This is a genomic window from Bacillus sp. SG-1 (genome assembly GCF_000181495.1).
In the GTDB taxonomy this organism is placed as follows: Bacteria; Bacillota; Bacilli; order Bacillales; family Bacillaceae_B; genus Rossellomorea.
In genome coordinates this window covers 26,035-47,413 of the sequence record NZ_ABCF01000001.1, presented here as the reverse complement: position 1 = coordinate 47,413, position 21,379 = coordinate 26,035, and the positions used below count along the sequence as shown (strand labels likewise).

Sequence of the window (21,379 nt, the reverse complement as noted above, 5' to 3'; positions counted from 1 at the left end):
GTCTCGTGCAGCCCTTTTGAAAGGGATTTCACCTAATAATTACTCTATTTACCTCTTTCCACCCGCCAGGTTCCAATCTAAAGTAATAATGGCCCTTTCTTCCTTCATCAATAAAGATGATATCTCCGGTGGTGATGTATCTTCCATTATAATCTTTGGGCATTCTGTCCGGAACATTGAACAAGCGAAACGTCTGATCCAGAGCCTCCAACCTGTCCTGGGCAGGAACCGGCATACGGTATACTTTTTTGTAGCCTTTCCTCTGGCCAAAATGAGGCGTTTGAAAAATGGTGATATCATAGGCTTTTGTGTAGGATTTTGGACGAATGATTTTTTCAAGCAATGCCATAAGAACCCCTCCGTTTATTTGGTTCTTATAGAATTAGCTTTTATCCATGTCGAATCCTTCATCGAGAAAAGACTGCTTTTGTCGAAGCTGAAAAATTAGGAATATTGATCTAACAACTTTACTATTTTTTCGTCAAGAGAAGGAATATCTGCAGCAGAAATCGTCATTTTCACCATCGACTCATCCATTTCCAGTGCTTCTGCGAGGAATCCGCCAAACCCGCGTGCCCTGCGGTCTACTTCGAAAAGAATATCGACCGAGTTTGCCGACTGATTCAGGAACACCACTTCCAGTTCGTCCAGCTTTCGTTTGTAGGCTCCAGTACTCGGAATGAATTCAAATTCCTGAACAAACGGATTGCTGCCTCTCAAATGGCGCGGAGCCTGCTCGCAATCTGCTTTTCTCAGCCTGAATCCGAGCCTCTCTATAGAAGAAAATACGGCTCTCATTAATTCATTCGGAGCAATTTCAATGAAATTTTTATCTTTAGGGTCTACCGCGTTCTTGATATCCAAACCTGTTGCAACCCAAACCCTTGTGTTCCCGACAGTCACAGGAGTCTCGAATGGAAGTTCAAAACTTACCGGGAACTGTTTGACTTCATTCTCCTTGATCACAAACGGTTCTGATATTTGAACCTTTTCGATACATGTGCTATCGGTATATTTTTTATCGTCAGACTCTCGGATATAAGTGGTGTACAACATAAGGTAAATGGAATCGACTTCCTGTTCGACATTTCCACCCTTTACTTCCACTATGCCTGACACTCTTTCTCCGGCTGTGTAACGGGATTTTTCCAATTTTGTATCAACGGATGCTGCACCAATTCCAACAGAAGCAAATACTTTATTAAAAAATGACATATTAATTCCTTCCTTTACTTTTGAATTTTTCGAATGGCCTCTTCTAATGAATCTAACAACTCATGGGAGTCTGCAAATGGTTGTTCTATTTGTAACAGTTTTCGAAGGACCTCTTTAGTAGGCGGCGTGAGATCCAATTCATCTTCCCAGCTTTTTTCCTTCCTGCTATCACTTTTATAGGAAGAATAAAGGAGGAAGAGCAAGAAATGACCCAGTGCATAGAAATCTGCCCTGACACTCTTCTCGCGCATATAATCTCTATGTTTCAGCAAGCCCGAGTCATTGTTCTCCATTTCAACTGCAAGGCCGAAGTCGATGATTTTCAAAGTTCCTTCGCTCAGAATGACATTGGGAATGCGCAGATCTCTGTGAACAATCCCTTTAACATGTAGACTGCTGACAACCTCCACGACTTCTTTGACTAATGTTAAGGACTCCTTTTCATCGAAGGATTTTCCTTCATCAAAGATTAATTGATCAACTGTTTTGCCTTCAAAAAAATCCATAATGAGGTACGGAACTTTTCCCTGTTTTCCAACAGAAATCAATTTGGGAAAATGAGCGCTTTCAAGTCTATTCAGAATGTCTGCCTCCCTGAACAACAACTTTCCGGAAGGGTCGATCAACCTCTTATAAGGTCTCAGTCTCTTTATCACTGCCAATCGGCCATCTGTAATATTTTCCACCAGATAAGCGGTACCATAGCTTCCTTTCCCTAACAGAGACTTTACAACATAATCTTCAACCTGGAAGCCGGTTTTCCATTCTCTTTCAAAGAAATTCACGGCTTCTCTCCAAAACCCCATTACGGTCAGCTGCTAAAAAAGCTTGAAAAGCTGCTTTTATATTTCTTTTTGTAGTGATGATGGCCATAGTGTTTATGTTTATGAGATTTATAATGCTTCCAAGAATCACTGGATGAATAATATTTTTTGTGCATCTTGCTTTTAATTAGATGCTTAATCAATTTTTTCAACACCGTAATTCCTCCTTTTGCTTATAGAATTTTGTTATCATTATCCTTCTGCTCTTCACAATCGCAAGGAGAGAGACCGAAATCTGCTAGTCGCTAAGTCCGTTCCAGTGGGTACGGACCCTCGGCCGCTAAAGCTGGATTGGCCTCCTCGGCTTTGCCTGCGGGGTTACGTTCCGGTGGGTACGTAACCTTGGTCTCACCTGTCAGCAAAAGTGGAAGTGCCACTTTCAGCCCCGACAGGCAAATGTTCCTGAGAGAAAAAAGGAGATCTTACCTTTTATTCTCTCAGGGTTATTTGACCCCGAGGGGCTTGGCACTGAAACTAGACGTCCCGCTAGTCCCGCAGGAGGTCGCACGCCTTCCGCTCCAATCAAACATGATAATTCTCTGGCGCTATTTTGACTTTTAGACTTTTAGACTTTTAGACTTAAATAACAATACCATCAGCTAACAAAGCCAAAAACAAAAGCTGGGGTTAAAGTATGCTTGAAGTTTCACTTATGAGAAACAGCCTTTGGTTTTAATACGTTAATGCCACAAAAAAGTTTCAATCCGGGGTGATATTTTATGTTTTTATCCTTCATACAAGAATTACTCAGCCCGTCAAAGGAGAGGATTATCCCTCTTTTGCACAAGGCTGAAATTGAGAAGATAAAGAAACTGATCCTTAATAAAAGCCATACTCCCCTTGCCATACTGCCGAATGAAAAGCTGATAATAGAAGAAATCAATTCAGAAACAAAACGCAGAAACACCAATAACATTACCAGAACGAAGGCGTATTTGGATTTCTACCAAAGATACCCCAAAATCCATTGGTCCTTCCTCGCCCACATGGTTTCCAGGAATGGCGGTTATCGTATGACTGATTTAAAAGGAGAGATCCTTCCTTCCCTTCTTGAAGCGGAAGAGATTCAAAATTTCTTTCTTTTTCTAGAGAAGGCCAATGCGTTTATTTTTCAAGATGCCTACCCCCAACTCCTTCTTTACAAAAAAAGTGTTGAGAAGAAGAAGCCACTGTTCCATTTACTTCCTGCGTTCGGGGTTTCCAATGCTATGTCTGTTTTTTGGGAGCGATTTTGGAGAAACGGAAATAAGGAAGAAATGACCCTCGCCTTGATTATCAATGAACAAAGTATGCTGCAAACCAGACTGATTGCCAAGATTAAAGATGATTATTTCTATGAAAAAATGTTATTTTTCCTTCAAGACCGGCTGGAATTGACGACTGTCTTCTTCCCTTATAAAAAAAAGAATAAGAGCAGAAGCCCGTATTCGTTGGCAGGAACCGGCATTTCATATTTTGAAAATCCTCAAAACCGAATCGATATCGGGAAAAAACTCTACTGCATCCTTTTTATGAAAGATCTCGTGTATGATTCTTCCTTCGATTTCGCCCTGAAAAATCCTCACACCGCATCCCGAAGCGATTATTGGCCACAATGTTATTCATCTAAAAATACCGGCACCCAAAAAGTCTACAGCCCGGAACTCATGACTGCCTGGAATGATATGTCCCACACATTCTCAAATGATGATTGGGTGAGGGATGAAACAACCCAATTCATCGACGCTTTAGAAACAATCTCCATGCCATACCAATTTGATGTTACTACTAAAGCAAAATTAGTAGTGAACTTATCATCTGAGTATAAAGCTTTATCAACCTAAAGCACCTCCCTTCTCAGGAGGCTTCTTTAGGTTACAGACAAAGTGATATATTGGCAGTTTTATTGAAGATTCGTAAAGTTGCAGTGGTGTTGTAAACAGGCCAAAGGAGAGTCGGCAACGCAGCGAGTGGATATTTGTCAACAATCTGAAACAGGCTCCCCTCTCAGGAAGCCTGCTTGCCGTTTATGTAGCAGAGACAAAAGTCTGTCTCATATAAATTAAAAATCCTCATCTTCTGCTTCCTCATCAATGATGCATTTCTCAATGAGATATTCAAAAGTAATATCGGCGATTTCTTCCAATTCTTCTTCTGAGGGTACATACCCTCTGCGGACAAGCTCCTGAAAGAAAAATTCAGCAATTTCTTCCGTATCAATAAACACTTCGATTTCACGCATAGTATCGCCCCCTTGTACTTCAATCTATGAAAATCACATGAAAGTTATGCAGGTTGTAAAAAGTTTTCATATCCTGACTTGGACAAGCATAAAGTGAGGATACAAAGGCAGAAATGATTCTAAACATTTATTGCAGGAGGAGAGATTGAAATGGATGCAGTCAAAACACTGAAAAGTTTTTTTGAAGAGGATATTATGAATGATGATGGAGTGATCATTAAGGGTATGGAGCGGCTGCTTAGCTGGCTTTTGAAAGTTTTTTTCATCTTGAGCTTTCCAGTGTTCCTTATCTGTCTGCTCTAAGTTCAATCTTTTCCAATAGCATCTGAGTTCGAACTCAGGTGATTTCTCAGCTGATCGACAATCGTGTTCATTTTTCGTTTATATTTCTTGTCTTTAAACAGGTAATATAAGACTTTATAGTCATTATATATATCCAGCAGACGATCTACATAGCTGTCATCCTGTTGTCGCGGAGAAGGTAACAATGCCTGTTCTTGTTTAGTGGGAATCACGATTCCATATTTCTTTATATAAGTTTCAGCCTGGTCATAATCGGCGATAAGTGACAGTTCCTCTTCATCGGCTTCAAGCCATTCTCCGTCTGTAATTCTTGTCAGTTCGTAAATGACATCTTCCCAGGCATCTTCTTTGTATCTCCAAATCTCTGTCCGGAACCCGACTACCTTAAAGAAATCATTCTCATAACCTTTAACCTTCACAAGATCACCGAATAAAAACTTGTATTCGATGTCGATCTGCTCCTGTTCAAGCAAGTATCCATCATATTCATCCAACAGTCTCAAACAGTCTTCCTTGAACAAACCTTCACTTTCATTGACTTCATAAACATATTCGCCCTCTAAAAACTTTATATTTGTAATTTTCCCGACAGTTCCATAAATCGTTACGACAATCGTGTCTCCTGTCTTGAACTTTGGTTGTTTCCGCTTGCCCATCTTCTCCCCTCCCCCTTAAGTTTATTTGTTATTATCATATGCAGTCCATGAAATAACGCTAATAAAAGAAGCCTATTAGAGAAGGTTTTTTGTTACATGCGAAATCATTTCACAAAAAGATGCCAGCAGAAAGATGATAGGTACATAATGTAAGCAGTGGAACAATTATGTGGAAGGAATTTACTTACAATAAAAACCTATAGTAGAATGGCTAAAGGGCAGTATTTTACTTTTAAACTTTTTAGTGGTGATTGGTACTAAAATCCTTCTTAATGGAAACTATCGCAAATAAAAGCATTTATACTCTAATCATTAAAAGGGGAATGATCATGACATTGAACAGTAAAAACGCGTTGTCACTTGAGCAAAGCGACGAACTACTTAACGCTTTGACAGATCGTTTTGAGAAGAATATGAATCGTCATAAAGAACTTGAATGGGATAAGGTCCAAGCAAAACTGAAAGCAAACCCGGACAAGCTGTGGTCGCTCAATGAAATGGAAAGAACCGGTGGTGAACCGGATGTTGTGGATTACGACAACCAGAAGGAAACATACATTTTTTGTGATTGTTCTCCGGAAAGCCCCAAAGGCCGCAGAAGTGTGTGTTATGACCGTGCGGCTTGGGAGTCGAGAAAAAAACATAAGCCTGATAATAACGCGATTGATATGGCCGCTTCTATGGGTATAGACCTTCTATCAGAAGAACAGTATAGAGCATTACAGAAGCTCGAAAACTTTGACAAGAAATCGTCGAGTTGGGTAAAGACGCCATCTGTTATTAGAGAGCTTGGCGGTGCACTCTTTTGCGATTACCGCTATGGTCACGTCTTCGTATATCACAACGGAGCAGAATCCTACTATTCGTCCAGAGGTTTTCGCGGCTCTCTGTCAGTTTAGGTGTGGAAATTGACATTACATGAACAAGCTCAGATTATAATCTGAGCTTGTGTTTTTTTTATTTACATAAGGTCAGAGGAAATAAATCGGGTGTAGATAAAAAGCACGCCTGATAAAACAGGCGTGCTTTCCAAGTTCATTCCTCTTCAATTAAATACCTTTCCCACGCATCATCAAAAATCCTCATGCTTTCAAGATAATGGCCGTTCAGTTCAAGGTAGGAACTGACTTCATTATACTCCTCGGCCTGCTTTGGGAAAGCAAGATCGTCGTATACACTATTTGCAAAAGCCGTGAGTTCATCACGAGCGGTAGGTTGACGGTATTTCATTAGAAAATGATAAAAAGATTTTCTCATCGTGATCTCCTGCCCTGTAAAACTGTTTAATCTATCTTCGACTGGAACAGTTGTTAATGCTTTTTATAAGGATACATAAACAAGAGGAATACGTAAAGAGCATTCAATCAAATCGAAAATAATTTCTTTTGAGTTTCCTCTCTATATTCATTAAGTGCTGATAGGCCACCTTATCTTCAAGTACCTTTGTATCGATAAGGAGCAGCTGGTCTTCAATCTCAATTGTAACCGCTTCCTCTGTATACACAATACCGCAGCTGCTGCAAAAAATTTGGGGGGTTCCGGTGATTTCAATGGCTCTTGAGCCATCTGGCAATTCCCAAAACACAGGCCCGCTGCTTCCATATGCTTGTTGTTCCCCGCACCATGAACATTCAAACCTCTCACTCATCTGAAGACTCTGCCTTTTCCATTTTTTTCAGCTGCGCCTGGTACTTTTTCTCCTTCAGTGCATCTCTCTTCTCACGGAGATCTTTCAGTGATTTGTGCTCGGGGTTCGTAACGTAATTTTCCCTTCTATCCAGTCTGTTCAAACCTTCAGGAACCAGGGAAGATTTTGATTCATTCAGCAGTCCATTGATGCCGATTGCTGATTTATAGCCTTCCATCGGATAAATTGAATTGAAGTAATCATCCGCTCTCCCAGAGATATAGTTCTCTGGCTCAGGATAAGTAGTGATAACTCCTTCAAAATTGCGGAGAACCACTTTATCTGCACTTTGTGAGATCATATAATTCGGCTGAAGGGCAATTTTCCCTCCGCCTCCTGGAGCATCTACTACAAATGTAGGGACTGCGTAACCTGAAGTATGCCCCCTCAAGCCTTCAATAATTTCAAGACCTTTGGAAACCGGCGCCCTGAAGTGGCCGATCCCTTCAGACAGATCACATTGATAAATATAATAAGGGCGGACACGTATTTTCACCAGATCATGCATCAATTTCTTCATAATTGGTACACTGTCATTGATCCCGGCAAGGATCACCGCCTGGTTCCCGACCGGTACGCCGGCATCTACCAGCATTTCACAAGCTTTTTTCGACTCTTCAGTGATTTCAATGGAAGTATTAAAGTGAGTGTTCAGCCAGACAGGGTGATACTTTTTCAGTATATTACAAAGATTTTCTGTTATCCTCTGCGGAAATACGACTGGTGCTCTCGTGCCGATTCGGATAATTTCCACATGTGGTATGTCTCTTAAATTTTTGAGAACGTACTCGAGGATTTTATCATTGATAAGAAGACCATCCCCTCCGGAAAGAAGAACGTCTCTTACTTGTGGAGTTTCCCGTATATAATTAATTGCTTCATCGAGCTGTTTCTTTGGTACTCCCATGCCAATTTGTCCGGAAAATCGCCGGCGTGTACAGTAACGGCAGTACATCGAACATTGGTTGGTGACAAGAAACAGTACGCGGTCAGGATATCTGTGTGTCAGGCCGGGCACAGGAGAATCTTCATCTTCATGAAGCGGATCTTCCATGTCATACTTCGTTTTATGGATCTCTTTCCCTATTGGCACAGACTGCATCCTGATCGGACAGCGGTCATCTTCTTCATTCATAAGCCAGGCGTAATAAGGAGTAATATTCAACGGGATTGTTTTCGTGGAGATTCTGACCCCCTCTTCTTCCTCAGGAGTCAAATTAATTACTTTTTTTAAATCATCCAATGTCCTGATTGTATTTGTCAATTGCCAGATCCAATCATTCCATTGCTCTTCTGTGACATCCTTCCAAACTTCTATGTCCTTCCAATGTCTCTTCGGTTTATATAAATCGTTTAACATATAAGGCACCAACCCTTCTCCATCATTTCACTAGACTGACAGCACTTCCACAGAACCAATGAATCAGTTTATATTACTTCTAGGCTATGATGGGCCAGGAGAAATGGTTTCAAGTTTTCACCTGAGAAGCAGAAAGACTTTCATTATGTGCTTAAGTCCTTCCACCAGATATTCATATCCTCCATCTTATCGTAAATATAGCAGTTGTTCACAAGCCTTCCTCCATACCGGTACCCAAGCTGTTTGAAGGCAGCGTTCATTCCGAATGACAGCGACCTGGCTATTGTATACACACAAAATATTTGCTGTTTTGTCAGCTCTTCTTCGAGCCCATTCAAGAGCTGCTTCATCAGACCTCCACCTCTAAAAGAAGGGAGTGTGGCACAATCCGTCAGTTCAGCATTTCCGTGTAATGAATCTATTTCGGCTGAGGCCGCACTGATGATTTCTTGGTTTTTTTCAATAAAAAGAAAGACTGTTCCACTTTCGATAGCTTTCCGGACATATTCGGGTTTTTGTAACGGTACCGGGTAAACCGGAAATACCTCTTCATAAAGGGCCGCCAGCCTTTTGCTATCTTTCAGCTCAGCTTTTCGGAGTTGAAATTTATGAAGCGGGTTCCTTTTTTCCCGTTCGATTTCCTCTACTTCTACAAATATTTTTTCGGATTTTTGCCAGTGGGTGGACATCTTTCGCTCTTCTGTCTTAAACTTTGCGAGAAAATACACATCACTGCCGTTGAAGAATCCTTTTATTACAGCCTCCAGCTCATATCCGTTTTCAAGAAATGAAAGGAGGTGCTCACTCCGAGCTTTCATGATTATTTTCTGAACTTCATTTTCCTGGGCGGATTCCTCAATTAACTTTGCGACTTCCTCAAGGTTACCTGAATATTCATCAATCCTGATTCTCTTATTAATGTGATCGCAATACACTAATATGTTAGCTTTTGATCCTATGATTTTTTGCGAATATTGCATGACTATCCCTCCTTTCTTAAAATGAATAACATTAGACGAGTGAAGACAGGACCCTTTCATGGCAACGGTACTCAACCATCAGCCCCCGAATTACTTAAGACTACCGGCTACTCTTCTGCTTCACACCACTTTAGGATAGCCAAGGCAATAACTTCTGCTGACTGAAGGATTTTTGGGACTTCAATATATTCGTTTGCATCATGGGCTGCTTCCGTAGTGCCCGGACCGAATACAACGACAGGGATGTTCCCGCCTTTCGACAGAATGCCTCCATCTGTCCCCCAAGGAGATGCTTCAACGACTGGCGGTGAATCGAAAACCTGTTCATATGCTTCGCTGACCACTTCCATGAAGGGATGATCAGACTCAAGGCTGCCCGGCTGCCACCTTCCTCCAAACCATTCCAATTTTACAGGATGCTGAGCAAACCAGGCATCCTTCTCTGCAAGTTCCCTAAGAGTGGTTTCCATTTCCTTCTCTACTGCTTGCATGGTTTCTTGAGGCCCTACGCCAATCCTGCCCTCAATCACTGCAAGGTCCGGAACGGAAGAGGGCCATTTTCCACTTTCTAGTTTTCCTATATTGATTGGAAAAGGAATTGGTATATTCCTATAAAGCGGGTCCTTTATATTTTCATTTCTGCGCTTTTCGAGATCCTGAAGGACCTGCACGACGGTTATTGCTTTCTCAATGGCATTCACGCCTTCATAACGGGTGCCTCCGTGAGCCTGTTTGCCCTTGACCAATATTCTGAACCACATGGATCCCTGCTGTTTTGGGAACAATTTCAAATTTGTTGGCTCGGGAATGATTGCTGCATCGGCAGTATATCCCCTTAATAAAGCTGCCAGTGTCCCGGTCCCGCCGCTCTCTTCTTCTATTACACTTTGAAAAATGATATCTCCCTTCAGCTCAATACCATTTTCTTTTAATGCTTCAATGGCAAGAAGCAGGGCGACCGTTCCGCCTTTCATATCCGTTGACCCTCTCCCGAATACCTTCCCGTTCATATATTCGCCGCTATAAGGGTCGATATTCCAAGTTGATTCATCACCTTCAGGCACAACATCGATATGGCCGTTGAGGATAATGGACCTTCCCCCTCCTGTTCCTTTCCAAACGCCGATTACATTGGGGTTTCCCAGGAAGTCCTCCCTATCACACCGAAAAAATGGGTGATGGAGCACATCTTTTTTTTCAATTTCCCAGATATCCAGCTTTAATCCGATTTCCCGGCATTTTTCTATGATGACCGCCTGTGCTTTTGACTCATTACCTCTAACACTTTTTTCTTGAACCAGCTTTTGCAAAAGACGGACAGCTTGGAGTTCACGGCTTTGAATCCATTGCTTGACCGCATTATTGTCCATTCCTTTCACTTCCTTTTTCTTAGGTTTTCCTAAATAAAACGAAGGGTGTCAGCTGCGGTATAGTTGGCTTCTGTATTCTTCTTGAAATCCTCAAGGGTATAAGGGTTGAATATTTCTGTCAGCGTCAGCCCTGTTTCTGTAACTTTCAAGACTCCCATTTCAGTTATAATGACGTTTACACATCCTTTCGCTGTCAGGGGAAGCGTGCACTCTTTCACTATCTTGCTTCTTCCGTATTTATCACACTGGGCCATCACGACAATGACTGTCTTAGTCTTCATTGCCAGCTCAGTTGCTCCCCCCATGCCGGGAACTTTCTTGCCAGGGATGATCCAATTGGCCAGATCGCCTTTTTCACTGACTTGAAGTGCACCCAGAATCGTAAGGTCCAGCAGCCCCCGTCTGATGATGCTGAAGGCAGTCGCACTGTCACAATAACTTCCGCCTGTTTCAAGGGTAACGGGATACCCTCCTGCATTGCATAGATTGGCATCTTCTTCGCCTTTAACCGGTGATTTTCCCATAGCCAGAATTCCATTCTCAGCATGAAAGATGACATTCCGGATACCCTTCAAATGATTTGGAATTAAAGATGGAATCCCAATACCTAAGTTCACAACCATCCCATCGGCAATTTCTTCTGCTGCTCTGGCTGCCATTTTATTTTTCTCTTTTACTCCCAAGCCCACTGCCAATCAACCCCTTCAGACCTAACGATTTTATCTACAAAAACCCCAGAAGTTACGATTTCTTCCGGATTCAGTTCTCCGGGTTCGACAATTTCTTCGGCCTCCACAATGGTGATGTCAGCAGCCATTGCTACAAGAGGGTTGGTGTTCCGCGCCCTTTTATCATAAACAAGGTTGCCAAGCTTATCGGCCTTGCGCGCATAGACGATTCCAACTTCTGCCGTCAGCGCCGTTTCAACCATATATGTTTTTCCATCTAATTCAATTGTAGGTTTGTCTTTGTTCAAGTAAGGGTCTTCCACCCCGATATCTGTGATTATGCCTTTCATCCCGCTGCCGCCCGCTCTTATTCTCTCTGCTAATATTCCTTGAGGAGAAAACTCAACTTCAAGCTTCCCTTCGCTCATCAAACGTCCCGCAACAGGATTGCTGCCAATATGGGAAGCTATCACTTTTACCGCTCTTCCCTCTGTTACGAGCTGCCCGATTCCTATCGTTGGAAAGCCTGTATCGTTTCCTACTAATGTAAGGTTTGTGATTTCCCATTGAAGAAGGTGACGAATAAGTGTCGGAGGTGAGCCCACTCCGCCGAACCCCCCGAACATCAAGGTCATTCCGTTACGGAAAAAACCCTTTACTTCATCATAGCTGCTGACTTTTTGTCCACCCATATTCATTCCCTTCCTTCATTTCATGTCTCTGAAAGAGCTTTTAAGGTTCGCTTCAACCTGACGATGAGCTCATCCAGTTCATCAGTTGTAATCGTAAGTGGCGGTGCAATCAATATCGCTGAACCGCTCCTTCCATCCAATCCTGCCGCAGCTGGGTAGAGCAGCAGTCCTTCCTTTTTTGCTTCTTCAACCACCATTGTGGTAAAAGCGGAATCGATTGTTTTTCCGGCAACAGATCTAGAGAATTCGATCCCTAGCAACAGGCCTTTTCCGCGCACTTCCCCAATAAAGGAATAATTTTTCCTTAACTCGTTCAGCTTCTTCCGCAGGTATTTCCCTTTTCCATGTACTCCTTCAATCAATTTTTCTGATTTTATTAGCTTTAAAACTGCGAGCGCAGCTGCACTGGAAAGAGGATTTCCACTGAATGTGTGTCCGCTCATGATCACTTGCGACCCTTTTAGAATCGGCTCCAGTACTTCTTTGGACATAAGAGCAGCCGCAATCGGTGCGTATCCTGCACTCAGCCCCTTTCCAAGGGCAACAATATCCGCCCTGACGCCCCATTGGTCCATCGCCAGGAAAGTTCCCGTCCTGCCGCAACCGGTCATCACTTCATCCGAAATCAATAAGACATCGTATTTTTCACAAATTTCTTTGACAATTTTGAAGTACTCTTTGGGAGCATCGATGGCTCCTCCTGCTGCACCAATGACAGGTTCGGCAATAAATGCAGCAACATTACCTTCTCCGATCCTTCGTATGACCGTCTCAAGCTGCCTGGCGCATTGTACATTGCACTGAGGGTACGTTTTCCCAAAAGGACAATTGTAACAGTACGGGGGCTCGACAGCAGGCCAATCTCCCACAAAAGAATCAAACCGTTCTCTCCTCACCGGATGGCCCGAGGCTGATAGCGCCCCGAATGTAATTCCATGATAGCTTAACCACCTGGATATGATTCTGCGCTTTGCAGGTTTCCCTTTCTCTTGCCAATGCTGCACTGCGATCTTCATCGCTGTCTCCACTGCTTCCGATCCACTGTTTACCAAGAAGCACCAATCCAGTCCAGTTTCTTGCGAAAGAAGGGCAGCAAGTTGTTCACTTGGCTCGTTCGTAAATTGTGAACGATAGACAAACGAAACCTGCTGCCCCTGTCTGTAAATAGCTTGCAAAATTTCCTCAATGCCATGCCCGATATTGGCCGTCACTGCACCAGAACATGCATCCAAATATTCAAAACCCGCCTTGTCATATAAAAATATACCTTTGCCGTAATCGATTTCGGGATAATACCCTGAAAGCATCGGCTTGATTAAGTGAGAATGAGGCATGAAACCCCCTCCTGATTTAAGTGGAGTTCTACTCTTACTAATACTTATGTTTAATACGGCGAATCTTTCATACGGAAAAAAAGTTCACGAAAAAAAGACCGATAAACTATCGGCCTTTCATGTTTTTATTCATTTATAACTGTTTAGATTAATGTTTAGGGGCGTAGCACACTGCACCGATGATGATTAACAAAATAAACAACACAACAATCAACGCAAATCCCCCATGATAACCAACACCCGCTACCGGTGCTGCAGGGTAACCATAACAACAATCGTCATAACCGTAGTGCATTCAAATCACTCCTCATTTTTTTCTGCTTCACCATTACTGTATGTAAAAAGCGCCTAATGTGTTTATGCATTCGCCTAAAATAGGCGGGAGTGAATTTGTTTGCAGGGTGATGGGGGTGCAACTTTTTGGGAAGGAAAATCGTTTCGGTTTTTCATTCATTAGAGGCGTATATAAGAGTTTCGGTTTTTCGTTATGAGCAGGAAATGGCTTGTAGGACTTTCTTTTCTCTTTTTCTAATTTAACTTCCGTTAGCGGCTGTTTATAGGACTTTATTTTCTCTTTTTCTGATTTAACGTCATTTAGCGGGCTCCTATAGGACTTTAATTTTACTTTTTCTGATTTAACGTCCTTTAACGGGCTCCTATAAGACTTTAATTTTACTTTTTCTGATTTAACGTCCTTTAGCGGGCCTCCTACAGGACTTTAATTCCTCTTTTTCTAGTTTATCGTCCTCTAGAGCAGTTTTATTGTTATTCACCACAGGCCAGACCAGTACAATCGGTTAATCTCAGTCTTTCCGAAAGCACTAATTTGCATTATACTTACCACAGAGCTGCACAGATAGCTCTGTCTTTAGTAATGGACAAATGAGTTCTTTCACTACAGCTAATGAGATAAGGAGAACCGAAATGAAGTACTTTATTAAAAATTTTCTTAATGGTGTGTTGACCATCTTGCCAATCGGCTTGGTGATTTATGTAGTTTACAAGCTTTTTATTTTCCTCGACGGCCTGCTTGGAAATTTGCTGAAGCCACACTTCAATGAGCATTATATCCCAGGCATCGGTTTATTAATGACGGTGGTATTAATCACACTTTTGGGCTGGCTTTCCACTAAATTTATTACGGGATCAGTCATCAAGCTTCTAGACTTTGGTCTGACAAAAATCCCATTGGTCAAAACTCTATACAGCATTATTAAGGATACAGTCCACTCGTTTATTGGCGAAAAGAAATCATTTTCAAAGGTAGCGCTGGTTACACTTCCGGGTACGGGAATGAAATCACTGGGGTTCATTACTTCTGAACAGCTTGAGCTGTTTCACAGCCCGCTTGAAAAATATGCTGCTGTCTACATCCCGCAAACATTCCAGGTTGCCGGATTTACCTTTTTGGTTCCAAAAGAGGAGATTGAAATTATAGACGTCAGTCCAGAGGATGCGATGAAATTCATCCTTTCCGGTGGAATGACTTCTTCAAATAGCAAGAATATAAAAAAGAGCTGATCACTCAGCTCTTTTCTCTTATTTTACAGCAATCGTCATAACCTGGCTTTGTCCAGCAGTTACAACTCCAGCTTCTTCTTTTTTGATATCTCCGAAGTCATCTCCATTCGTAAGGATGACGGGGGTGATTGTACTTTTTGCTTTTTCTTTTACAAGATCCATATCGAATGTTACTAGAGGATCTCCAACCTTTACTTTCTTACCTTCAGAAACGTGGGCTTCAAAACCTTCCCCGTTCATCGATACTGTTTCCAGTCCAATATGGATCAAGATTTCCGCTCCATTTTTAGCTTTGATTCCAACCGCGTGTTTTGTTGGAAATACTTGAATGATTTCACCGTCAACAGGCGAAACGACTTTTCCTTCAGCCGGGTCAATGGCAATTCCATCGCCCATCATTTTTTGAGAGAAGACCGGATCCGGCACTTCATCAAGACTCAACATTTTTCCAGTGAGCGGTGAATGAACGTTGATGGACGTTGGTGCTTCTTCTTTTTTTCCGAATAGTTTCTTTAGCATTGTTATCAGCCTTTCTTCTTACCTTAGTTTGTTAGAGATAATGTGTGATACTGTTCCACTTTCACAATCTTAATCAAAAAGTTTATTATATTCTCCATATCCTTCTTTTTCAAGGTTTTCCTTTGGAATAAATCTTAAAGCCGCTGAATTAATGCAATATCTGAGCTTTGTCGGCCCTGGCCCGTCATCGAACACATGTCCCAAGTGAGAATCGCCAGACTTGCTTCTGACTTCCTTTCTCACCATGAAATGGCTGTAATCCATTTTTTCTTTGACCTCTTCTTCAGTGATGGGCTTTGTGAAACTCGGCCATCCGCACCCTGCATCGTACTTGTCTTTACTGCTGAATAAGGGCTCGCCGGAAACAATATCCACATAAATTCCATCGCCGAACTCATCCCAGTATTCATTTTTGAAAGGCGGTTCCGTTCCATTGTTTTGGGTCACTTCATACTGCATCGGTGTCAGTTCTTTTTTCAAGTCTTCTTTTTTCATTTCTGCTCCCCCCAATGCTCTTGAATGAACGCTTTTCTACCTGAGCCTATGCTGTACCTTTGATAATGAGAAGGATTCTTCTTATGGTACTGTTGATGATATTCTTCGGCTTCGAAAAACTCTTTTGCCGGCAGGATCTTGGTCACAATCGGTTTTGAAAACTTCTTGCTCTTCTCGAGATCTTCTTTCGACTTTTCTGCTGCCAGACGTTGTTCTTCATCATGATAAAATATCGCAGTTGTATAAGATTCACCTCGGTCAAAGAACTGTCCGCCTGGATCGGTGGGATCTATTTGCTGCCAGTAAAGCTCCAGCAGTTTCTCATACGGAAACGTTTCCGGATTGTAGGTGATTTGAACGGCTTCATAGTGGCCGGTTGTTTCCGTACATACTTCACGATAAGTCGGATTCGCTTTGTGGCCGCCAGTATAGCCCGAAACCACCTTGATTATCCCCGGCATTTCTTCAAACGGCTGAACCATGCACCAAAAGCAGCCGCCTGCAAATGTCGCTTTCCGTGTCTCGGAAGTTTCCTTCATCACTCTCATCCTTTCATTGTTCTCCATTACAATATTCCCTTTATTGCATAATTCTAACGTTTATTTGATAAGAGGTAAAAGAATTAGATTTATCTGCGGCTGACTCTATTTTGGCCGATGTTCTTCCACTTTTTTCTTTCCAATGATTGCAGTCTCTTGTCCGCTCTTCTCTTGGAGTATTCAATTTCCCTCAACAGCTTTTGATAGCTCCTGTATCTTTCTTCTGACAAACCGCCTTCTTCAATAGCTTTTCTTATCGCGCAGTGAGGTTCATCTTCATGGCTGCAATCACGAAACCGGCAAAGTTGAGCAAATTCTTCAACATCATTAAACTGAGTAGAAATTCCTTCGTTGCCTTCCCACATTTGCAGCTCCCTCATTCCAGGAGTATCAATAATGAAAGCACCATCTCCTAGCAGAACATTTCCCTGTGTGTAGTCGTGTGTTTGCCTTTGCTGTCCTTCTCTCTAATTTCTTTTACAGCCTGCAAGCTCTTGCCAGTTAAGCTGTTAAGCAGTGTAGATTTGCCTACACCGGAAGATCCCACTAATGCTACTGTTTTTCCTTCCGATAAATAGGGATCGAGCTGATCCATTCCTCTTTTGTCTAGTGAAGAAACGGGAAAAACCGGCACACCCATCGCAATGGTTTCAACTTCTGATAATTTTTCCGGCAGGTTTTCACATAAATCCATTTTGCTCAGAATAATCACAGGACTTGCCCCGCTCTCCCAACAAAGCAGCAAGTATCTTTCCAGCCTGTTCAGGTTTAGGTCTCCGTTCAATGACGACACAATGAATAAATAATCTATATTGGCAGCGATGATTTGCTCTTCCGCTTCATCTCCGGCTTTCTTTCTTGAAAACTTACTATTTCGGGGCAGCACTTTTTCAATCATTGCCTGCCTATTATCCAAAGCCTTAAATGCCACCCAATCACCAACCGCTGGCAATTCATCAGTGGTCTGTGCCTGATAATGAAACTTCCCCGTCAGCTTTGCTTGATATTCACCGTAGAGAGACACAAGCATATATACCCCCTTTTGCTGGGAAGTTACCCGTCCCACCTCGAGCAACTTATCATTTAATTGATTGATTCTTTCTTGAAAAATCGTCTGTAATTTGTTCAAACTGTTTCCTCCTAATGTATCCGTATCCGGAATAATTTTACGCAAAAAAACCATGGCATCCGACACGGCCATGGTTCATTATGCATATCAAAGAAAACAGTTCAGATGATTTACTCTTAACTGGTTAAAAAGATATATCCGCACATAGAAGGCAGGCCGTGTCATTGGTATCAGCTGCAACATACAATTTAGAGTTACTCATAACACATCACCTGCTTTCTTTTTGTTAATACTATTATGGATCAATCTTCCAAGAATCGCAATAGGTTTTTGAAGTAAGATTTGTTATTTGCTTTCCAGAATCCTGGGTAACGTGAAGAAATCTAATGAAAATAGGTGTTTTCACCAATTTCTCCTCTCCTGCATAGTGTATTGAAGTAAATTTAAATATAGGAGAGAGATAAATGACGCACAGAGAACCCTACCTTCAAAAAGCTGCTATGTATGATTTGTTATCCATGTATTATAAATACTCCGATCCAAGACTTCACATACATTACTACCATAAACACTTAAAGAATATGCAAAAAGCCATTTATGGTACAAGGGACCGCCAGCAGTCTAGGCCTGCCCAGGTCAGAGTACTTCATGCGGTACCAGATGCACCAAATGTAGACGTGTATGTAAACGGAACTAAAGCGTTGGGCAATTTAGCATTCAAAGACATTAGTGAATTTATGGCATTGCCTGCGGGCAAATACCATATTGATATCTACCCTGCAGGTACGAGTGTGAGCACGGTCATCAGCAAAAGGGTAACGGTTGAGTCAGGAAAAATTTATACCCTTGCAGCAGTCGGGAAAGGCAACAAGCTGCAGCTGCTCCCATTTATAACCGATCCGTTCGTTCCATCAGGCGAGACCAAGGTACGATTCATTCATTTGTCTCCGAATGCTCCTGCTGTAGATATTGCTGTTAAAAAGGGAGATGTGATTTTCCCTAAAGTTTCTTTTAAGCAGGCAACGGATTATCTCGGCCTTACTCCTATGACCGTAAACCTTGAAGTCAGAGCAGCCGGCACGAAGGATGTGGCATTGGCCCTCCCGAATGTCGCATTGAAACCGAATCAGGCCTATACCATCTTTGCTGTTGGCCTTCTGGGTGAGACCCCGGAATTGGAAGTACTCATGGTCAAGGGTTGAAAATAGTGTGCGGTATAAAAAACTGTCCTGTGTTTTGTCTGAGCAGACAATTTACAGGACAATTTTTAATGTGGAAGACCACTTATATTACTTATTTAGAACTAGAGTGGCCCAGGAACCCTTATAAGGCCATTTTTTCTTCTTTTTTGAAATTAGTGTGTCTCATGGCCACTTCATATGATCATATCCAATTCTTTTTTGAACGTTGGGTTTCACGAACAATCCCTAATAATCAATTTTAATCAACCGGAACAAGCATGTTGAACACGATATCATCATTTTTCAGGTCGAATTTTTCTGCCCTGACTTGTAAATCACTCTTCATTTCCAGGTTTTGAAGAGATACATAAATCAGTTCATCATTTGGCTGGATTTTGACCCATTCAGGAAAATTGTATGAATCTCTAATGATTTTCAGGACGTGTGACACTGGCAGCTTTAATGCACCTACTGAAATGGAGTTTTGTTTCAGCAGCAAGTCTCCGTTCTCAAGAGCCTTAGCTTCAAAGGTCATCTTGAAATTAATTTCACTGGTAAAGACCGGAACTGATCCATTGAGTTCCACATTGTCATTTAGAACCACTGAATAATTCACAGGTCCTTTGTATCCTTCTTCTTGAATATAGTGGTCTATCATTTGATTTAAATCATCTTTGGCCGCTCTTATTTGGAAAGCGACATTTTCTCTCTCTTCAGAATTATTCTCAGACAGCTCATCATCTTCTAACGGAATCATCAACAAAACGGCAGCACCCAGAATCACCAAAATGTTAAGTCCCAGAAGAGTAAAAAAGCCTGCCTTCCATCTGTTTCTCATATTAAAGCCCCTCTTCCCTGACAATGAATTCATTTTGAGTTAGTTCTGCTAACGTTTCCCGTTCCGTTAACTCCTCAAACATTCTCTCTGCCATTAACTCATATCCTTGATCATTGGGATGAAAGTAGTCCTCCTCAAAAAGGAGGCTTTCTTTACCTTCAATAAAGATATCATTTATTGTAATAAAGGCTGTCCTTTCATACCTTGCAAGCACATCTTCACTCAACCGGTTCCAATTCAAGATGATTTCATCAACCTCTTTAATCTCGGAAAACCAGGTATTGAAAGGATTATAGATGCCTATTAAGACTATTCCTGTCTCGGGATTGTAGGAGCGGATCAGTGACATGATTTCACGAAGTCTGTCCCTGTATTTGAGCATTTCATCATTAAACACAGCCAGGTTTAAGTCATAAATGTTCTCTTTGAACACTTTCATGACATCATTGCCGCCAATCGTGATGAAAACCAGGTCAGAGCCTTCAATGGCCCCTTTAATGTCTTCGTTTTTCAACCGCTTTAATAACTGATCAGTTCGATTTCCCTTCACACCAAAATTCGAGAATTGTGCATCCTTAACAGCACTCAGGTCTTCCAGGCTTTCCTCAAGATAAGGAACATATCCGCCGCTTTTTGTGCTGTCACCGACTCCTTGTGTCAATGAATCGCCGACGGATACGATATTTATAGTCTTAGGGATAAAGTCAACCGGTGGCTGCTCTTTCTGGATCAGAGTGTGTGTAACTTTTTGGTGCGAGATTATCCCTGAACCGGAACACCCGGAAATGAGCAACATGATTAAAAAGAGAGAGAAGAGCATATTTTTCATAAGAATCATCTCCTCTCATTTTTTAATAACATTATATCATGAGAGCTTCTCTAAGTCCGATTCTTTTACACATGCCTACTATTTGGATATAGCTATAATTTTTAACGCTTTGGAGGGTTTTTAAACGCACCGTACACATCTTCAATAAAGTTTCGATAGTTAAAATTAACAGCCACGTTATGAACTCTCCAATCTTCTTTCTCTGCGATGGCCCTGAAATCTCCCGAACTTTGTCCAAACGTATTCCCAATATTCACTTCAATACTGACCGGCACTTGAACATATTCGATTTCTGAATCCGGCTTTAACGCCCACATGGCAAGCAGATCATGAAGAGGGCTGCCTTGAATATCCGGATACGTCTTCTTATAAAACTTTTGATAATAGTCAACTAATGGTTTTATGATCTCCCCCACTTTATCCCCCGTCTGTTTAAAATACAAATCAAGGTCATTGATCATTTCTGGAGTGAAGATTGCATATTTGGTTACATCCAACGGAATGATGTAAGCAGGTTTTGGAGAGAGCTTCAACACAATATTAGCCGCATATGGATCACCATAAATATTTGCTTCAGCAACCGGGGTGACATTTCCCGGCACCCCAAACGCACCTCCCATAATGTAAATATCCTTTACCAGCTTCATAGTTTCCGGGTAGAGTATAAAGGCCGTCGCCAAAGATGTCAGCCTCCCTGCACTGTATATTGTGATATCCTGCTGATATTTAGTGATCATTGCCTTTACTTCAAAAAAGTTTTCCATAAAAGACTCATCACTGGCATGATTTTCAGGAATAATCGGCCCTAACCCTGCAATCCCGTGAATCTCCGGAAAATATTCCGGGAGGTCTCCTGTAAGAGGGGCAACCGCACCGCCTATAATAGGTCTCGACGTTTCTGTCAAACTCTGAAGAAACTTAACATTCTGTAATGCAGTTTGTTTGGAGACATTTCCATAATCAGCGACGATTCCAACGATTTCAATTTCTTCAGTGTATAATGCATAAAGAACAGCTATGACATCATCCACTCCGAAATCAGAAAAAAGCAGTACTTTTTTCTTTGGCACACAGCAGC

25 protein-coding genes and 1 pseudogene are annotated in these 21,379 nt (G+C 41.8%); 5 read left to right on the top strand and 21 right to left on the bottom strand.

The annotated features are described in order from the left end of the window. Positions 1-28: 28 nt before the first annotated feature. The 3 genes from BSG1_RS00275 to BSG1_RS00265 all read right to left on the bottom strand — a co-directional run bounded on the left by BSG1_RS00275 (position 29) and on the right by BSG1_RS00265 (position 2,000). The gene (locus tag BSG1_RS00275) at positions 29-349 is read right to left on the bottom strand and encodes a YodL domain-containing protein (RefSeq protein ID WP_006834745.1); all 321 of its coding nucleotides are present in this window, start codon (positions 347-349) and stop codon (positions 29-31) included. Positions 350-444: 95 nt separating this feature from the next. Beyond that, a complete protein-coding gene (locus BSG1_RS00270) occupies positions 445-1,215 on the bottom strand; it encodes a sporulation protein (protein WP_006834744.1) in 771 nt (256 codons plus the stop codon). Between the two features lie 14 nt (positions 1,216-1,229). Next, positions 1,230-2,000, bottom strand: coding sequence for a serine/threonine protein kinase (locus BSG1_RS00265; RefSeq protein ID WP_198008162.1), 771 nt, complete (start codon positions 1,998-2,000; stop codon positions 1,230-1,232). Positions 2,001-2,818: 818 nt separating this feature from the next. On the opposite strand from BSG1_RS00265, the gene BSG1_RS00260 reads away from it, so the two are divergent. Beyond that, positions 2,819-3,862: a DUF2515 family protein gene (locus tag BSG1_RS00260; RefSeq protein ID WP_198008160.1), complete on the top strand. Its 1,044-nt coding sequence runs from the start codon at positions 2,819-2,821 to the stop codon at positions 3,860-3,862. Positions 3,863-4,080: 218 nt separating this feature from the next. Here the strand turns inward: BSG1_RS00260 and BSG1_RS00255 are convergent, their stop codons facing one another. Then, entirely contained in the window at positions 4,081-4,260 is a 180-nt protein-coding gene (locus BSG1_RS00255) for a YozD family protein (RefSeq protein ID WP_006834741.1), read from the bottom strand. Between the two features lie 150 nt (positions 4,261-4,410). Here BSG1_RS00255 and BSG1_RS20670 point away from each other — a divergent pair, with 150 nt between their 5' ends. Continuing rightward, a complete protein-coding gene (locus BSG1_RS20670) occupies positions 4,411-4,563 on the top strand; it encodes a hypothetical protein (protein ID WP_006834740.1) in 153 nt (50 codons plus the stop codon). 2 nt (positions 4,564-4,565) lie between these two features. On the opposite strand, the gene BSG1_RS00250 is transcribed toward BSG1_RS20670, so the two are convergent. Then, positions 4,566-5,219 carry a hypothetical protein gene (locus BSG1_RS00250; RefSeq protein ID WP_006834739.1) on the bottom strand — a complete coding sequence of 218 codons (654 nt, stop codon included), beginning with the start codon at positions 5,217-5,219 and terminating at the stop codon, positions 4,566-4,568. A 329-nt stretch (positions 5,220-5,548) separates the two neighbouring features. Here BSG1_RS00250 and BSG1_RS00245 point away from each other — a divergent pair, with 329 nt between their 5' ends. After that, positions 5,549-6,118 carry a DUF4256 domain-containing protein gene (locus BSG1_RS00245; protein WP_044022131.1) on the top strand — a complete coding sequence of 190 codons (570 nt, stop codon included), beginning with the start codon at positions 5,549-5,551 and terminating at the stop codon, positions 6,116-6,118. 136 nt (positions 6,119-6,254) lie between these two features. Here the strand turns inward: BSG1_RS00245 and BSG1_RS00240 are convergent, their stop codons facing one another. The 9 genes from BSG1_RS00240 to BSG1_RS19955 form a co-directional block, all read right to left on the bottom strand. Further along, positions 6,255-6,476 carry a YozE family protein gene (locus BSG1_RS00240; RefSeq protein WP_006834737.1) on the bottom strand — a complete coding sequence of 74 codons (222 nt, stop codon included), beginning with the start codon at positions 6,474-6,476 and terminating at the stop codon, positions 6,255-6,257. Between the two features lie 103 nt (positions 6,477-6,579). Further along, positions 6,580-6,867, bottom strand: coding sequence for a YokU family protein (locus BSG1_RS00235; RefSeq protein WP_006834736.1), 288 nt, complete (start codon positions 6,865-6,867; stop codon positions 6,580-6,582). Next, positions 6,860-8,266, bottom strand: a complete 1,407-nt coding sequence (gene ablA / locus BSG1_RS00230; RefSeq protein ID WP_006834735.1) for a lysine 2,3-aminomutase — start codon at positions 8,264-8,266, stop codon at positions 6,860-6,862. Before ablA ends, BSG1_RS00235 begins: the two co-directional genes overlap by 8 nt. A 143-nt stretch (positions 8,267-8,409) precedes the next feature. Next, on the bottom strand, positions 8,410-9,246 hold the full coding sequence (gene ablB, locus BSG1_RS00225; protein ID WP_006834734.1) for a putative beta-lysine N-acetyltransferase: 837 nt from the start codon (positions 9,244-9,246) through the stop codon (positions 8,410-8,412). A gap of 107 nt (positions 9,247-9,353) precedes the next feature. After that, on the bottom strand, positions 9,354-10,616 hold the full coding sequence (locus BSG1_RS00220; protein ID WP_044022128.1) for a peptidase: 1,263 nt from the start codon (positions 10,614-10,616) through the stop codon (positions 9,354-9,356). A gap of 29 nt (positions 10,617-10,645) precedes the next feature. Then, on the bottom strand, positions 10,646-11,305 hold the full coding sequence (locus BSG1_RS00215) for a 3-oxoacid CoA-transferase subunit B (protein WP_006834732.1): 660 nt from the start codon (positions 11,303-11,305) through the stop codon (positions 10,646-10,648). After that, complete coding sequence (locus tag BSG1_RS00210; protein ID WP_006834731.1) at positions 11,290-11,976, bottom strand: CoA transferase subunit A; 687 nt, start codon at positions 11,974-11,976, stop codon at positions 11,290-11,292. The genes BSG1_RS00215 and BSG1_RS00210 overlap by 16 nt, the downstream gene beginning before the upstream one ends. Positions 11,977-11,996: 20 nt before the next feature. After that, positions 11,997-13,310 carry an aspartate aminotransferase family protein gene (locus BSG1_RS00205; protein ID WP_006834730.1) on the bottom strand — a complete coding sequence of 438 codons (1,314 nt, stop codon included), beginning with the start codon at positions 13,308-13,310 and terminating at the stop codon, positions 11,997-11,999. A gap of 148 nt (positions 13,311-13,458) precedes the next feature. Continuing rightward, entirely contained in the window at positions 13,459-13,605 is a 147-nt protein-coding gene (locus tag BSG1_RS19955) for a YjcZ family sporulation protein (RefSeq protein ID WP_083802806.1), read from the bottom strand. A gap of 629 nt (positions 13,606-14,234) precedes the next feature. On the opposite strand from BSG1_RS19955, the gene BSG1_RS00200 reads away from it, so the two are divergent. Continuing rightward, a complete protein-coding gene (locus tag BSG1_RS00200) occupies positions 14,235-14,831 on the top strand; it encodes a DUF502 domain-containing protein (RefSeq protein ID WP_044022126.1) in 597 nt (198 codons plus the stop codon). 18 nt (positions 14,832-14,849) lie between these two features. On the opposite strand, the gene BSG1_RS00195 is transcribed toward BSG1_RS00200, so the two are convergent. The 4 genes and pseudogenes from BSG1_RS00195 to rsgA all read right to left on the bottom strand — a co-directional run bounded on the left by BSG1_RS00195 (position 14,850) and on the right by rsgA (position 17,567). Then, on the bottom strand, positions 14,850-15,350 hold the full coding sequence (locus BSG1_RS00195; protein ID WP_006834727.1) for a PTS sugar transporter subunit IIA: 501 nt from the start codon (positions 15,348-15,350) through the stop codon (positions 14,850-14,852). A 69-nt stretch (positions 15,351-15,419) separates the two neighbouring features. Then, a complete protein-coding gene (gene msrB / locus BSG1_RS00190; protein WP_006834726.1) occupies positions 15,420-15,845 on the bottom strand; it encodes a peptide-methionine (R)-S-oxide reductase MsrB in 426 nt (141 codons plus the stop codon). Next, positions 15,842-16,411, bottom strand: coding sequence for a peptide-methionine (S)-S-oxide reductase MsrA (gene msrA / locus BSG1_RS00185; protein ID WP_006834725.1), 570 nt, complete (start codon positions 16,409-16,411; stop codon positions 15,842-15,844). The genes msrB and msrA overlap by 4 nt, the downstream gene beginning before the upstream one ends. Positions 16,412-16,473: 62 nt before the next feature. Then, a pseudogene (gene rsgA / locus BSG1_RS00180) lies at positions 16,474-17,567 on the bottom strand (ribosome small subunit-dependent GTPase A). Between the two features lie 350 nt (positions 17,568-17,917). Between rsgA and BSG1_RS00175 the strand changes: the two are divergent. Further along, the gene (locus BSG1_RS00175; protein ID WP_044022124.1) at positions 17,918-18,655 is read left to right on the top strand and encodes a DUF4397 domain-containing protein; all 738 of its coding nucleotides are present in this window, start codon (positions 17,918-17,920) and stop codon (positions 18,653-18,655) included. Positions 18,656-18,893: 238 nt separating this feature from the next. On the opposite strand, the gene BSG1_RS00170 is transcribed toward BSG1_RS00175, so the two are convergent. From BSG1_RS00170 to BSG1_RS00160, 3 genes are all read right to left on the bottom strand, one after another. Continuing rightward, the gene (locus BSG1_RS00170) at positions 18,894-19,472 is read right to left on the bottom strand and encodes a YpmS family protein (protein WP_006834721.1); all 579 of its coding nucleotides are present in this window, start codon (positions 19,470-19,472) and stop codon (positions 18,894-18,896) included. A 1-nt stretch (position 19,473) separates the two neighbouring features. After that, entirely contained in the window at positions 19,474-20,301 is an 828-nt protein-coding gene (locus BSG1_RS00165; RefSeq protein ID WP_044022123.1) for an SGNH/GDSL hydrolase family protein, read from the bottom strand. Between the two features lie 101 nt (positions 20,302-20,402). Then, positions 20,403-21,371, bottom strand: coding sequence for a nucleoside hydrolase (locus BSG1_RS00160; RefSeq protein ID WP_006834719.1), 969 nt, complete (start codon positions 21,369-21,371; stop codon positions 20,403-20,405). Positions 21,372-21,379: the final 8 nt, after the last annotated feature.